13 protein-coding genes are annotated in these 14445 nt (G+C 71.7%); 5 read left to right on the top strand and 8 right to left on the bottom strand.

The features are described 5' to 3' along the window. Window positions 1–6 precede the first annotated feature (6 nt). Entirely contained in the window at window positions 7–540 is a 534-nt protein-coding gene (locus ACWEJX_RS31005) for an isoprenylcysteine carboxyl methyltransferase family protein (protein ID WP_451610740.1), read from the top strand. Further along, window positions 537–1574 carry an NAD(P)/FAD-dependent oxidoreductase gene (locus tag ACWEJX_RS31000; protein WP_451610739.1) on the top strand — a complete coding sequence of 346 codons (1038 nt, stop codon included), beginning with the start codon at window positions 537–539 and terminating at the stop codon, window positions 1572–1574. The genes ACWEJX_RS31005 and ACWEJX_RS31000 overlap by 4 nt, the downstream gene beginning before the upstream one ends. Before the next feature lie 9 nt (window positions 1575–1583). Here ACWEJX_RS31000 and ACWEJX_RS30995 read toward each other — a convergent pair whose 3' ends face one another. The 3 genes from ACWEJX_RS30995 to ACWEJX_RS30985 all read right to left on the bottom strand — a co-directional run bounded on the left by ACWEJX_RS30995 (window position 1584) and on the right by ACWEJX_RS30985 (window position 3720). Continuing rightward, window positions 1584–2309, bottom strand: a complete 726-nt coding sequence (locus tag ACWEJX_RS30995) for a YqjF family protein (protein ID WP_451610738.1) — start codon at window positions 2307–2309, stop codon at window positions 1584–1586. A gap of 297 nt (window positions 2310–2606) precedes the next feature. Beyond that, a complete protein-coding gene (locus tag ACWEJX_RS30990; RefSeq protein WP_451610737.1) occupies window positions 2607–3167 on the bottom strand; it encodes a lantibiotic dehydratase C-terminal domain-containing protein in 561 nt (186 codons plus the stop codon). A gap of 103 nt (window positions 3168–3270) precedes the next feature. Further along, window positions 3271–3720, bottom strand: a complete 450-nt coding sequence (locus ACWEJX_RS30985) for a MarR family winged helix-turn-helix transcriptional regulator (RefSeq protein ID WP_451610736.1) — start codon at window positions 3718–3720, stop codon at window positions 3271–3273. A 117-nt stretch (window positions 3721–3837) separates the two neighbouring features. Here ACWEJX_RS30985 and ACWEJX_RS30980 point away from each other — a divergent pair, with 117 nt between their 5' ends. Both ACWEJX_RS30980 and ACWEJX_RS30975 read left to right on the top strand, forming a co-directional pair. Beyond that, entirely contained in the window at window positions 3838–4965 is a 1128-nt protein-coding gene (locus ACWEJX_RS30980; RefSeq protein ID WP_451610735.1) for an NADH:flavin oxidoreductase, read from the top strand. A 135-nt stretch (window positions 4966–5100) separates the two neighbouring features. Next, window positions 5101–6033, top strand: coding sequence for a MurR/RpiR family transcriptional regulator (locus ACWEJX_RS30975; protein WP_451610734.1), 933 nt, complete (start codon window positions 5101–5103; stop codon window positions 6031–6033). 302 nt (window positions 6034–6335) lie between these two features. Here the strand turns inward: ACWEJX_RS30975 and ACWEJX_RS30970 are convergent, their stop codons facing one another. The 4 genes from ACWEJX_RS30970 to ACWEJX_RS30955 form a co-directional block, all read right to left on the bottom strand. After that, window positions 6336–8069 (bottom strand): M4 family metallopeptidase, encoded by a 1734-nt coding sequence (locus ACWEJX_RS30970; RefSeq protein WP_451610733.1) that lies wholly within the window; start codon window positions 8067–8069, stop codon window positions 6336–6338. 345 nt (window positions 8070–8414) lie between these two features. Beyond that, window positions 8415–9176, bottom strand: coding sequence for a maleylpyruvate isomerase family mycothiol-dependent enzyme (locus ACWEJX_RS30965; RefSeq protein ID WP_451610732.1), 762 nt, complete (start codon window positions 9174–9176; stop codon window positions 8415–8417). A gap of 220 nt (window positions 9177–9396) precedes the next feature. After that, a complete protein-coding gene (locus tag ACWEJX_RS30960; RefSeq protein ID WP_451610731.1) occupies window positions 9397–10491 on the bottom strand; it encodes a hypothetical protein in 1095 nt (364 codons plus the stop codon). Window positions 10492–10656: 165 nt separating this feature from the next. Continuing rightward, a complete protein-coding gene (locus tag ACWEJX_RS30955) occupies window positions 10657–11742 on the bottom strand; it encodes a hypothetical protein (protein WP_451610730.1) in 1086 nt (361 codons plus the stop codon). 645 nt (window positions 11743–12387) lie between these two features. Between ACWEJX_RS30955 and ACWEJX_RS30950 the strand changes: the two genes are divergently transcribed. Next, window positions 12388–12807, top strand: a complete 420-nt coding sequence (locus tag ACWEJX_RS30950) for a TOBE domain-containing protein (RefSeq protein ID WP_451610729.1) — start codon at window positions 12388–12390, stop codon at window positions 12805–12807. A 371-nt stretch (window positions 12808–13178) separates the two neighbouring features. On the opposite strand, the gene ACWEJX_RS30945 is transcribed toward ACWEJX_RS30950, so the two are convergent. Continuing rightward, window positions 13179–14445, bottom strand: a 1267-nt coding sequence (locus tag ACWEJX_RS30945; RefSeq protein WP_451610728.1) for an ABC transporter ATP-binding protein, incomplete at its 5' end; no start/stop codon positions are given.

Raw genomic sequence — 14445 nt, 5'->3', positions numbered from 1 at the left:
GCTGCTGTGCTGTACAACCTGTTGGTCCTGCTGGTCGTCGCCGAGCGCTTCGCGGAACTCGCCGTGGCGCGGCGCAACGGCGCCTGGAGCCGGGCCCGAGGCGCTCGCGAGTACGGCGCCGGGCACTACCCGGTCATGGTCGTCCTGCATGCCGCGCTCCTCCTCGGCTGCCTCGTCGAGCCCTGGGCGGCCGACCGGCCCTTCCTGCCGTTGCTCGGCTGGCCCGCCCTCGCTCTCACGCTGGCCGCCCAGGCACTGCGATGGTGGTGCATCGGCTCACTCGGGTCCCGCTGGCACACCCGGGTACTGGTCGTTCCCGACCTTCCGCTCGTCGTCTCCGGGCCCTACCGCTACCTCCGGCATCCCAACTACGTCGCCGTCGTCGTCGAGGGTGCCGCCCTGCCCCTGGTCCACACCGCCTGGCTGACCGCCCTCGGCTTCTCGCTCCTGAACGTGGCCCTGATCACCGTTCGCATCCGCTGCGAGAACGCCGCGTTGGCGCCCGCACGCGGTCTCTCCTCCACCAGCGTCGCGTCGTGATCGACCTCCTCGTCGTCGGCGGCGGCCCGGCGGGCCTGGCCACCGCGATCCACGGGGCGCGACGAGGCTTGGACGTCATGGTCGCCGAGCCGCGGCCGGCGCCGATCGACAAAGCATGCGGAGAAGGACTGATGCCGGCGGCCGTGCGCGCCTTGAGAGCTCTCGACGTGCAGGTGCCCGGCCGACCGCTCCGAGGCATCCGCTATATCGACGCCGCCGGGGGCCGACGTGCCGAAGCCCGATTCCGCGCACAGTCGGGGGACGGTCTCGGCGTGCGCCGGACCTTGCTGCACGAGGCACTCGCCGCCCGGGCCGCCCAGCTCGGAGTACCGGTCATCCCGCACCGCATCCGCCGGGTGGCCCAGTCCGACGCGTACGTGACGGCCGACGGAATCACCGCCCGCTATCTCGTGGCGGCCGACGGACTGCACTCGCCGACCCGGCGCGCCCTCGGCCTGACCGTACGGCCGGCCTCCACCCGGCGCCGCACCCCCCGGTACGGACTGCGGCGCCACTACGCCGTCGAGCCGTGGACCGACCTGGTCGAGGTGTACTGGTCGGACGACTGCGAGGCGTACGTCACGCCGCTCGGACCGCGGCAGGTCGGCGTCGCCATCCTCACCTCACGCCACCTGCCCTTCGACGACCAGCTGACCGGTTTCCCCGCACTGGCCGCCCGGTTGCGCACGGCCGACAGGACACCGGTCAGGGGCGCCGGGCCGCTCCGCCAGCAGGCCCGTTCCCGGGTGGCCGGCCGCGTACTTTTCGTGGGCGACGCCGCCGGGTACGTCGACGCGCTGACCGGCGAGGGTCTCACCCTCGCCCTGACGGCGGCCGACGCCCTCGTGCGCTGCCTCGGCGAGGGTCGGCCGCAGGCGTACGAACACGCGTGGTGTCGCCTGTCCCGCGGCTACCGCCTCCTGACGAGGTCTCTCCTCTGGGTCCGGAACCAGCCGCCACTGGCGCCCCTGATCACACCGGCGGCGGCCCGGTTCCCCGGCCTGTTCCGGAGCGCCGTCAACCTGCTCGCGTGACCGCTGTCGTCAGAAAACCGGGCGGGGAGGACCCAGACGGACGGCATCGACCACCGGGGACACGTGCACGAGCGGCGCGGGCTCCGGATCGGGAAGACCGGCGCTCCTGGTGAGGGTCTGGTGCATCTCGCTTACCGTCCCCTGACCGAGTGTCCAGGGTTCATGGCGCACCGGCGTGAGCCACAGAAGGCCCGCACGCCGCGAAAAGGCCGCCCACCTCGAAGTGAGCCACACTTCGAGAGGCGACATCTTCTCGACCGGCGCGCCCGCTCGGACCCGCAGCCGGTAACCGACGCCCTCAGCAACCTGCGCCCCCCGAAGCCGCCCGCCGTAGAACGTGTCGGCGCCGCGCTCACGTACCGTCAGGTCCGCCAGACGGTAACGGATCCCGATCGCCCGTGCAGCCAACAGGTAGGGCGCGGTCACGTCGAGGGAGAGGAACCACAACCCGCTGCGTCCGTCTGGCAGTCGTACGTACGTCCGCAGGTTCGTCTCGGGGAAAGCAGCCGGAGGCAGCGGTACGGCCCCCAGGCCGTGGACGGACGACATCATGAACGGCGTCAGGCTGACCCAGGCCCGGCCTTCGAACCGGTCCACGACCAACCCTTTGGGCAGCAGGCGCTGGACGACCTCGGCCTCGTACCTCCAGTGCACCATCGCGAGCCGCTCCCACCGCATGGTCAACAGCGGGAAGGCGACGGACTCGGGGACTCGTCGGGGCGGCGTCCTCGTCAACACCCTCTCCTGAGCTCGCAGACCGGTCCTGGAGACGAGCTCAGCCGCCGGTGACACGACGACCTGCCCTCTGACTACTCGTCCATGCTGTGTGCAGCCGCGCGCTCCCTGCGGCAGCGACACGGCCTTCACCGTCCTTCTGCCGCTGCGTGGCGACTCACCCCAGCCTCTCCGCGCGCCGCTCGACGCTCAGCGCGACGCGAGCTCGGTGATCGCCAAGGACCTGGGGTCAGCGTCCGCTCGGTGATGAGGTATCCGGGAGGCGGGGTTGGCGACCGCCGGGCTGGTCGGGACCAGTTAGACGTGCGTACCAACCGGTGGATGAGAAAGCTCCTGGCGGATGCGGACCTGACCGGTCTGTCCTCGTCGGACATCCCCTCGGCGTTCCAGGAGGTCGTGGAGCAAGGCTGGTCGGTGACGGGGAGCGGTGCGCGGGTGTACTCCGAGAGGGCTCGTTCCGCGGCCGGGAGGGACAGGAAAGCAGCAGGCGGCGGCGTACGCCAGGCATTGGCGCAGCAGCACCCTCGCACGTTCGCTGGCGGCGGCGGCGGGCTCGGCGGAGGGGTCGTCGTCCGTCATGCCGCGGCCGGTGACCGTGGCCTCCTCCGCCAGGCGGTCGAAGTACGACCCGGCCGGATCGGGGCGGAGATCGGTCAGAGCACGTCCCCTGCTGTCCGCCGCGAAGAGTCCCTCCGCGAGCGGGAGGCCCTCGGGTCCTCCGTAGCGGGCGGTCTCGGGGACGTACGTGTCCAGGACGAGGCTCCCGATGATGCCCGACGCCTGGGCCTGCTCGGCCGATGGCTGAGCGAGTCGGCGTCCTGTCCCCAGGTGGTTGTGCGCTGTCCAGGGGCCCGGCACGAGGCCGGATCCTCCGGCTCCGGCGAAAACCCGCGCTCGTCGTGACGGGCCCCGCGCTCGTCGTGACGGGCCCGGTGACGGTCGCGGTCGCGGGTAACCCTGGTCAGGCGGTGGGGCGGGAGACGAAGACACGTTCCAGGAGGGCGTACAGCGACTCCCGGTCTTCGTCGCTGAGCCTGTCCAGGCCGTCTTGCGTGGTGCGCATCTTCGCGCGGATCGCGTCGGTCACCCGCTCACCCTCGGCTGTGAGGATGACGTTCTTGACGCGCCGGTCGGCCGTGTCGGCTTCGCGGCGTACCAGGCCGCGCTTCTCCAGCCGGTCGATGATCCCGGTCATGTTGGAGGCGTCGCAGGTCATGGTCTCGGCGAGCGCGCGCATCGCGGCGGGGCCCCGGCGCAGCACGGTCAGCGCCTTGCCCTGGCTCGCCGTGAGGTTCTCACTCGCCGCGGCGACGGTGAAGTCGCCGTAGTAGACGCCGAGCGACACCGAGAGCAGCTCCATGAGTCCGGCCGTGTCGACGGCGGGCGCTTCCGTGCGAGGAGCTTGTGTCATGGGCGGAGCCTATCCGGAGAAGCTTGACCATCTCAAATATCAGGCTCTACCTTCCTTTCATTGCATGAAGTTCTCAAGCTTCAAGGTTCTCAAGTAGTAGCTATGAGGAGCGTTACCGTGACCGTCACCGCGTCCCCCACCTCCCGCGCGGCCGAGATCCTGTCCCGGCCCGTCGTGCTCAACGGCCTGACCGTCCCGAACCGCATCGTGATGGCGCCGATGACGCGCATGTTCTCGCCCGGTGGTGTGCCCGGTGAGGACGTGCTGTCGTACTACGCCCGCCGCGCCGCCGCCGGCGTGGGTCTGATCGTCACCGAGGGGACGTACGTCGGCCACGAGTCGGCCGGGCAGAGCGATCGTGTGCCGCGGTTCCACGGCGAGGAGCAGCTGGCCGGGTGGGCGAAGGTCGCCGAGGCCGTGCACGCCGCGGGCGGCACGATCGTGCCGCAGCTGTGGCACATCGGCATGGTGCGGGAGCAGGGTCAGGCGCCCTATGCGGACGCCCCCGCCGTGGGCCCCTCCGGCATCCGCGTCGACGGCACCGAGGGCACCGGCAAGGCGATGACCCAGAGTGACCTGGATGACGTCATCCGCGCCTTCGCCGAGGCCGCCGCGGCCGCCGAGCGCATCGGCTTCGACGGCGTCGAACTGCACGGCGCCCACGGCTATCTCGTCGACCAGTTCCTGTGGGAGCGGACGAACCGCCGCACCGATGCCTATGGCGGCGACGCCGTGGCCCGTACGAAGTTCGCGGCCGAGATCGTGGCCGCGGTCCGCGCGGCCGTCTCGCCCGACTTCCCGGTGATCTTCCGCTACTCGCAGTGGAAGCAGGAGGCGTACGACGCGCGGCTCGCCGAGTCCCCGCAGGAGCTGGAGGCGATCCTGGCCCCGCTCGCCGCGGCCGGTGTCGACGCCTTCCACGCCTCCACCCGCCGCTACTGGCTCCCGGAGTTCGAGGACTCGGACCTGAACCTGGCCGGCTGGACCAAGAAGCTCACCGGCAGGCCCACCATCACCGTCGGCTCGGTCGGTCTCGACGGCGACTTCATCCGCGCCTTCGCCGGCGAGGGCGCCGCAGTCGGCAGCCTCGACAACCTCCTCGACCGCTTCGAGCGCGACGAGTTCGACCTGGTCGCCGTCGGCCGCGCCCTGCTCCAGGACCCCGAGTGGGCGTCCAAGGTCCTCGCGGGACGGGTCGACGAACTGAAGCCGTACGACGCGGCCGCGCTGAAGACGCTGAGCTAGAGCTAGAGCTAGAGCTAGAGCGCAGGGGCTTCCGTACGTCTGGTCCCGCTGACGCCTCGGCCCATGTCTCGACCCGCGGGCAGTGCCGACCGTTGAACTATCTTGGGCGGCAGCGAGACGAGAAGGAGGCACCCCGTGGCATCTGGGCAGCAAGCGCGTGCGCAGGCTGCGGCGATCACGCCGGGCAGGCGTTCGGCGGAGGTCGAGGCGGCTTCTCCCGCCGAGCGGCTGCGGGCGTTGTTCGGCGGGCGCAGGCTGTCTCCCGCGCAGCGGCGCATCGCCCAGTTCCTGACGGATCACCTCACCGAGGCCGCGTTCCTTTCGATCACGGAGCTCGCGGAGCGGGTCGGCGTCAGCCAGCCGTCGGTGACCCGGTTCGCCTCGTCGCTGGGATTCAGCGGGTATCCCGCGCTCCGGGAGGCCCTGCAGCCCATCGCGCTGAGCGCGGTCGCCGGTGCGCCGGACGAGGGGGAGGGGGAGGGGCGGCTCCGCAACGAGCTGCAGTCGGCGGTCGATGCCGAGATCGAGAACCTCACGGCCCTGCGGCGCGTGTTCGCCGACCCCGACCGGATTCTCGACATCGGCCGCGCGCTGGCCCGATCCGTACCGCTGACCGTCCTCGGCCTGCGGATCTCGGTCTCCCTCGCGGAGTACTTCGCGTATGCCGCCCGGCGCATCCACCCGGACGTACGGGTGGTGACGCGGGGCGGCAGCGTCGCGTACGACGCGCTGCTGCAGGCGCGCGAGGCGGGCGGGACGTGGGCGCTGGCCTTCGCGATGCCCCGGCACGCCAAGGAGACCCTGGCCGTCGTCAGGGCCGCTCGCGCCACCGGGCTGCGCGTCGCGCTGATCACCGACCTGGCGCTCGGGCCGCTCGTCGACGAGGCCGACGTGGTGTTCACCGCCGGCACCGGCGCCCGGCTCGTCTTCGACTCGTACGCGGCGCCGGGAGTGCTGTCCGCCGCCATCCTCCAGGCCATGGCGGACGCGGATCCGGAGCGTACGCAGACCCGGCTGGAGAAGTACGAGCAGGCGGCGGAGCAGCACGACTTCTTCCTGGACGGCTGACGGCCGACCGGCTGACTCTCTTTGCCGGCTCTCTCCGCCGGCCGTTCTATGACCGGGGCCGGGCGACCGAGCGGGGCGCTCTCCTCACTCTGCGTATGAAAATTTTCATTCGCTTGCTTTATCGACGGTAAGTATATTTACTGAAGAGGCCCCCAACGGGCCCGAACAGAACATCGCAGGGTCGCCCCCTCCTCCTCAGACGGCCCTCGTGTTTGAACGGCTGCGGCGGCTCCGATCTACCCCTGGGTCGGAGCCGCCTCGTTCACCGCCTGGCGGTCAGGGCTTGCGGTCAGGGCTTTCGGTCAGGGCTTGACGTTCACCCCCGCCCACGCGGCGTCCACGGCCTTCGCTTCGGCGCTGCCCGCGCCGTAGAGGTCGGCGGCCGCCTTCAGGGTGCCCTCACGGGCGCCGTGGTAGTCGGTGGTGGAGGTGAAGTACGTGGTCAGCGCCCTGTACCAGATCTGTACGGCCTTGTCGCGGCCGATGCCGGTGACCGTGGAGCCGTCCACGGTCGGGCTGTCGTAGTGCACGCCGTTGATGTCCTTCGCGCCGCTGCCCTCGGACAGCAGGTAGAAGAAGTGGTTGGCGACGCCGGACGAGTAGTGCACGTTCAGGCTGCCGACGCCGGCGCTCCAGTAGTCGGCCGAACCGCGGCCGTCCTTGCTCGGCTGGTCCTGGTAGCGCAGCGGCTTGCCGTTGCCGAAGATGTCGATCTTCTCGCCGAGCAGGTAGTCGCCCGGGTCCTGGGCGTTGTTCGCGTTCCACTCCACCGCGGTGCCGAAGATGTCCGAGGTGGCCTCGTTCAGGCCGCCGGACTCGCCGGAGTACTGCAGGCCCGCGGTGGCGGAGGTGACGCCGTGGCTGAACTCGTGGCCGGCCACGTCGAGCTGGGTCAGCGGGTGCTGGTCGTTCGCGCCGTCGCCGTAGGTGATGGTGAAGGAACGGTCGTCCCAGAAGGCGTTCTGGTAGGCGCTGCCGTAGTGGACGCGGGAGACCGGCGCGCGGCCGTCGTTCTTGATGCCGTTGCGGTGCAGGACGTCCTTGTAGAAGTCCCAGGTCTTGGCCGCTCCGTAGGCGGCGTCGACGGCGGCGGTCTGGTTGTCGGCGGGGGTGCCGTTGCCCCATGCGTTGTCCGCGTCGGTGAACAGGACGCCCTTGCCGCCCGTACGGTGCTGGAGGTCGACGGTGCTCGACCCGCCGCGCTCGTTGTCGACGAGGTCGTAACCCTTCGACGAGGTGGCGGTGTTGAGGCTGACGGTGCCGCTGTACTGGCTGGCCCCGGTGCCGACCGCGCTGACCGGGGAGCCGCCGCCCTTGCCGGCCGCCCGGCCCTTGCCGGTGACGCCGGTGGGGCCAGTGACGCCGGTGACGCCGGTGGGGCCGGTGACGCCGGTGGCGCCCGTGATGCCGTCGGCTATGCCGTCGATCAGCTGGGTCTCGTACAGCTTCCTGCCGGTGTTCGCGTCGGTGACGACGCGCAGCAGGCTCGGGGTGACGCCGTCGTCCCGGGTGCCGCTGACGACGGTCTCGTAGGCGAGGACGGGCTTGCCGTCGGCCGCCCAGATGACCTTGCGCGGGGCTTCGCCGGTCGCGGAACCCGCGGTCCTCGCGGCCTTGGCGGCCTTGACCGCGGCGGACCTGGCGGCGGTCGGGGTCAGCTTCGGGGTGAGCGAGGCGACGTTGATGGTGGCCCTGACGGCCTTGGTGACGTCCTTGACCGCGCCGTCGGCGGCACGGTGGACGACGAGGTCGCCGCCGAGGACCGGAAGGCCGGCGTAGGTGCGCTCGTAGCGGGTGTGGACCGTGCCGTCGGCGTCCCTGATGACGTCCTTGACGACCAGTTTCTCCTTGGCGCCGAGGCCGAGCGACTGCGCGGTGGCCGCGGCGGAGGCGCCGTCGTACGGCTCCGGATCGGAACCCGCCGACGCGGTGGCGGCGCCGGCGCCGGCGGCGAGCAGGGCGCCGGTGAGGATGGCGGCGCCGGACGTGAGGGCGAGGCGACGCGCCCGGGAGCCGGTGGGGGAGAACGAGGACATGTGGTTTCTCCAGAGAGTGGCGGGGAGTTGGGCGGGATCGCCGTCCGACTCGCACAAGGAGGACTGCCTTGATGGGCAGGGACACTCCCAGTCCGCCGCGCACATGTCATGTGGCATGAAGGGGGGTTCGGGGGCTCGTGCCGGATTTGCCGCCGGCTTGTTCATGGAAAGGACAAGGCCGCGATACGCGCCGACACAGGCGCCACAGGAACCCGCAACATGCCGTCCTGAGGGGCCCGCTGCCGGCCGACCGACGTAACTCCCCTGGACCCCCCCTGGACCCCCCTGGACGCCCCTGGACCCCCTGGACGCCCCTGGCCCCCCTGGACCCCCTGGAACCCTCCCCTAGAACACCGAGTGCGTGAACCAGTGGGCGAGCAGGTCCGGGTCGCCGAGCCGCTGGAAGGTGTCGCTCCTGTGGTCCAGGCGGCCGTAGGCGAGCAGGAGGAGGTCCGCCGCACTGGCCTGGATCGTGGCGTCCGCGGTGTGGGGGGTGGTCGGGGTGGGCGTCAGGCCGAAGCCGTCGGGGCGGAGCGTGATCAGCCAGTCGTCGTCGCTGTCCGTGCAGCTGAACCGGATGGTCTGGTCCTGGCCGCGGAGTTCGGCGGTGAGGGGCGCGAAGCGGGAGGCGAACGGGAGGTTGGTGAGGAACTCGTCGATGCCGTCGACCGCCAGGGCGCGGTCGACGTGCGGTGCGCGGCCGACGGCGAGTTCGGCGTCGGCCCGGTGGACCAGGGTCTCGAAGAGCATGCGGCGGACCCAGAAGCGGGCGTGCTGGTCGAGCCCCCAGGCCCACATGGGGGCGTCCAGGTCGGTGGCGGCGAACACCTCGGCGGCCCGCGTGGCGCCCTCGGCGAGCCAGTCCGGGTAGGCGTCGGAGAGCTCCGGCAGGTGGAGGTCCACGTCACGGCTGGTCGGCGGGTGCTGGATGCGCCGGCGGAGCAGCTCGGTGAACCAGCGGTGGACGTGGCCCGTGTGCTGCGTGAGGTCGGCCAGGGTCCAGCCCGGACAGGTGGGCACCGGGGTGGAGAGGTCGGCGGTCTTGACCGTGGCGACGAACCGGGCGGTCTCGGCGGCGACGGCGGCGACGTGCTCTGCGGAGTTCATGCGGATTCCTTCTGGTGATGCTGCCCCGGGTGCCCCAGGGCAGCCTCGCGGCCTTGCTGAACGGAGTCGTTCAGCGTCCGTCGGCCGGCGCGGCCGCCGCCGCGCGGAGCGGAGGCCATGACGTGCCCAGAAGGATGCTTAAGCAGGTCGATGATTCATGTTCTGAAGTAATGCAGAAAGGAAGGTAAGCCGCGATGGTTGAGGATGTCAACCGGTCCGCTTACTCGTCGCGCCCGTGCCGCACGTCCAGGCAGAGCGCCCAGACGTCGGAGTAGCTGCCCTGGGAGGGCGAACCCCCGCTGTGGGTGGCTGCCGTCCAGTACGAGGGGTTGGCGTCGCCGTCGCCGACCGGGGTGCCGGCGGCGTCGCTCGGGAAGCTGCCGTTGAGGTGGGGGCCGCCCGAGGTCGCCTTGCTGAAGTCGGTCTCGGTCACGTTGCCCCCGCTGATCGCGGCGCCGCCGCTGACCAGTTGCCCCTCCCCGCGGGAGCAGCCGGTCGTCGCCGTCTGTCCCGTGGAGGCCGTGTTCGGGCCGCTGACCTCGGCGAAGTGCACCGTCGTGGCGACGTGCTTGCGGTTGATGTCGCCCGTGCCGCAGATCGCGTACGCGTAGGTCATGTTGTCCTCGCCGCGTCCGCCGCCGATCCCGCCGACCGCCGTCCAGGAGTCGGGGTCGCGCTCGCCGTCACCGGCCGCGATCGAGCCGAAGTGGTGCTCGGCGTCGTCGAAGGTGGGGAAGCCGGCGATCGGCTTGAGGCTGCCGACACTGGCCGGGGTGGTGCGGGCGCCGCCGCCGATCAGGACCGTGCCGGCGGGACACGTCGCCGTCACGAGCTTGGCCGACAGGCCGGTAGTGGGGCCGGACGCCTTGTTCATGACCACCTGGGTGTGCCTGATCAGGTTGCTGTGCAGGCAGATCGCGTACGGCGTGGTGGAGAAGGCGTCGCTGCTGCGGCTCCCGCTGCCGCCGAACGCCATCCAGTGGGTGGCGTCCGTGCCGACGATCCCGGGCGTGTCGGTGTACTCGGTGGCGCCGTCGGCGCTGGGCACCATGCCCATCACATGGTTGCCGTTGGACATCTCGTCGCTGCCGATGGCCTGGTCGGCCCCGCCGCCGGAGACGAGGCCGTCCGGGCAGTCGGCGTGCGAGGAGACCCCGGTGAAGGGGGTCGCGGGGCCCATGGTGGCACCGGGGGTGACGACGGTGACGTCGGCGGTCTTGGCGTACGCGGCTCCCGGCACCGCCACCACGGTCAGCAGGCCGGCCAGGAGGAGTGCCTTGGCCGTGGCGGAGCTCCGCCGGAGACTCATTGACATCGGATTCTCTTTCTAGGGTTCGTGATTCATGGGCGGCAGCCCGCAGGTCCGGCTGTCCGCATGCCCGGCTTTCCGGCTGTCCGCAGCCCGCACGTCCGGCTGTTCGGCTTTCCGGTTGTTCGGCCTGTCCGGCTGTCGGCATTCCTGCTGTCTCGAACGGCCGCCTCAGACACCGTCGTTGGTGCACAGCGCCCAGGCATCGGTGTGCGTGCCGGGCGAGGACTGGCCGCCGGTGTGGGCCGAGGCCGTCCAGTACGCCGCCGTGGTGGCCCCGTCGCTGACGGCGGCGCCGCCGGAGGTGCTGGGGAAGCTGCCGTTGAGGTGGTCGCCGCCCGAGCCCGGACCCGTGAAGTCGGTGGTGGTCACGCTGCCCCCGCTGATCGCGGCGCCTCCGCTGACCAGATTCCCGTCGCCCTGGCCGCAGCCCACGGTCGCCGTCTGGCCCGTGCTCCCGGTGGTCGGGCCGCTCACCTCTGTGCGGCGGACCTTCACCGTGGCGCCGCCGACATTGATGCCGCTTCCGCTGCAGATCGCGTACGCGTAGGTGTAGTCGGCGCTGTTGGCGCCGGAGTCCCAGCCGACCGCCGTCCAGGAGTCGGGGTTCGTCTCTCCGTCCGCCGCGGCCTTCGCGCCGAAGGAGTGCGCGGAGTTGTTGAAGGTGGGGAAGCTCGCGACGACCTTCAGGCTGCCGGTGTTGCCGGGGGTGGTACGGGCGCCGCCGCCGATCAGCCGCGTGTTGGCCGGGCATGTCGCCGTCACGAGGCCCACGGTCGCCCCGGCGGTGGGGGCGTTGGCCTTGTTCATGACGACCTGGGTGTGGTTGATCAGGCTGCTGGTGAAGCACATCGCGTAGGGGGTGGTGGAGTAGGAGGCGTTGACCTGACCCCCGCTGCCACCGATGCCGAGCCAGTGCGTCACGTCGCTGCCGACGACACCGGTGGAGCCGCTGTACTCGCTGGTGCCGTCGGAGCTGGGCGCGGTGCCGTTGACGTGGTTGCCGTTCACGCTCGAGCCGGTGCCGATGGCCTGGTTGATCCCGCCGCCGGAGGCGAGACCGCTGGAACAGTCCGCGTGGCTCGAGATCTCGGAGTTGGCGGAGGCGGGGCCGCTGGTGGCCCCGGGGGTCTTCACGGTGACGGCCACGGTGTTGGCGTACGCCGTGCCCGGCGTCGCCAGGGCTAGCGCCGCGCCCAGCACCAGGAGCCTGCTCGGAGCAGGGCGCAGGAAGAGCTTTCTCGTCATCGTCGTCATCGGATTCCATCCTTCTGATCGTCGGCACGGCGACCGACGACCGGCGAGCGGAGGTCCGGTTCGAGTGCGGTGCCGTGGAGGTGAGGGTCTGTCGCCTCGGATTGCCGAGGCGACTCTCGGGGGTTGGGGGGTGTTCCCCGTGGGCCGGCGAGACCAGCGCTATTGGCGAGACCGGCGATATCGGCGCTACCGGCGAGATCTTCGATACCGGTGAGACCGGCGGGCTCGTTGGCCGCCGGGCCGGTCTGCGCGGGGCGAGGGAGGGGGAGACGGGAGCCCGCGCGAACCGCGATGAGGGTCACTCATGCGTACGCAAATGCGGACTGTAGCAGCAGGCTGGAGTCACATCTACTGGCTGTCTCGGCATTTTGCCTTGCGGATGTGCGCGTGAGCGTGCGAGACGGGGGGCCAGTGCGGTCGGCATCGACGTTCGTCGTACGTGGCCCCCGTCCCCGGCCGCCTCCGGCCGCCTCCGGCCGCCCCCGGCCGGTGCCACTGACGCGGCCGGTGCGAGGGCATTGCGTCCATTCGGCTGGTGGATGCGACGCATGCCGCCGAAGGGAATTTTTCTTCCGGTAGCGTCGACAAAGGTGCAGGTCACACAAGTGACGGCTGCTCAGTTCCGGCTCTGCGAGGCGCATTTCCATGACCCTGTCCATTCGTAACCAGCTCCCCGGCACCGTCACCGCCGTCACCACGGGCGAGGCCATGGCGTCCGTCAAGGTGCGCCTGGCCGGCGGTCAGGACATCACCGCCGCCATCACCGCCGACGCGGTCAGGGACCTGGGTCTGGCCGAGGGTTCCGCGGTCAAGGCCCTCGTGAAGGCCACCGAGGTCGCCCTCGCGACCGGAGCCGTCGCGGGCATCTCCATCCGGAACCAGCTCGCGGGCTCCGTCACGGAGGTGTCGACCGGCGGCGCCATGGGTTCGGTGAAGGTCTCCGTCGAGGGCGGGGAGCTGACGGCCGCCATCACGAAGGACGCCGTCGAGGACCTCGGCCTGACGGCCGGCTCCTCTGTCGTCGCCCTGATCAAGTCGACGGAGATCTCGCTCTCCGCCGCCTGATCGCCGCGTCTGGACCACGACGTCTGCTCTGCGCCGTCTGATCCACGACGTCTGCTCTACGCCGCCTGACCTGCGCCGCCTGCTCTGCGCCGTCGATATGTGAAGCCGGGTCGGCCCTGTTGCACATCAGGGTCGCGCGAGAGCCACCCCCAGGGCGTGGCTCTCGCGCGTGAAACGGGACCGGCGACGGTGCCGGATCGTCGGCGGCCATCGGGCGGCGTTCCGGTGTGGCGTGGCCGTCGGCGACGCGTTGGCCGCGAGCGGGCTGCCCGTCTGGACCGCGCGGCAACGGAGTGCAGTCGATCGGCCGTACATCCGGGCGGCCTTACGGGCAGCCCTCCGGCCCGACGCTCGGGCGGTGATCCGCTCGCTCAGAGGGCCACGATCGTCGCCTCCGTCGCCTTCACGCTGGTCCAGACGGAGACCCCGTCGGCCAGGCCGAGTTCGGCGGCGGCCTGCGGTGTGATCTCGGCGACGAGGTCGGGCGCCTTCTCGGAGGTGATCAGGACGCGAAGGCGACTGCCGCTGCTGGTGATCTCGCGTACGGTACCGGGCCAGACGTTACGGGGGCTGCCGGCGGGCTTCTCGCGGTGGACGGACACCGCCTCGGGCGCGACGATCGCGAGCGCCGGGGTGCCGGCGGCCGGAGGGTCGGCCGCGACGAGGACGCCGCCGGCGTCGAGGGCGAGGCCCTCGGTGGTGGCCGTGCCCGGCCAGGCGTTGCGTCCGAGCATCCGGGCCACCCAGGGCGAGCGCGGATGGCGGGCGACCTCGGCGGGAGCGGCGTCCTGCAGGGCACGGCCGTCGTCGAGGACGAGCACGCGGTCGGCGAGCGAGACGGCCTCGACCGGATCGTGGGTGACGAGCAGGCAGACGCCCCCGAAGCCGGTCAGATGTGTGCGCAGGGTGTGCCGGACGTGGGCGCGGGTGGTCTGGTCGAGCGCGGCGAGCGGTTCGTCGAGGACGAGCAGCCGGGGGCGGGCGGCCAGCGCCCGGGCGAGGGCGACCCGTTGCGCCTGCCCGCCGGACAGCTGCCCGGGCCTGCGGTGCGCGAGGTGGCCGACCCCGAGGCGGTCGAGCCAGCCCTGGGCCGCCCGCCGGGCGTCGGCCCGCGAGGCGCCCTGGGCCCGCAGGCCGTACGCGGTGTTGGCGAGGGCCGTCAGGTGCGGGAAGAGGGCGCCGTCCTGGGGCACCCAGGCGACCCGCCGCCGGTGCGGGGGCAGGGCGGTGACGTCGATGGTGCCGAGGCGGAGGGCGGCGTGGGCGCGGGGGGTGAGTCCGAGGAGGGCCCGGAGCAGGGTGGTCTTGCCGGCGCCGTTCGGACCCACGACGGCGATGGTGGTGCCCGGTTCGGCGTCCAGGGTGAGCTGGGTGAAACCGGTGACCTCGGCGTGCAGCGCCCAGCGCTCGCCGGCCGGAGCCGGCGGGACGGCCGGGACCTGCGGCTCCGCGGCGACCGGCTCGGTGGCACGCGGCTCGGCGGCGACCGGCTCGGCGGCGACCGGGGCAACCGGTTCCGCGCCGGCCGCCTCCGCGCCGGCCGCCTCCGCGCCGGCCGGCTCGGCGGAGGCCGACCCGCGAGACATCACTGTCCTCCGGCGGGTTCTCCCACTCCCACACCGGCAGCACGGCCGGGGT

This window comes from Streptomyces sp. NPDC004788 (assembly GCF_053601115.1).
Note: the sequence above shows the minus strand (reverse complement) of the source record. Positions and strands in the feature narration are given on the sequence as shown.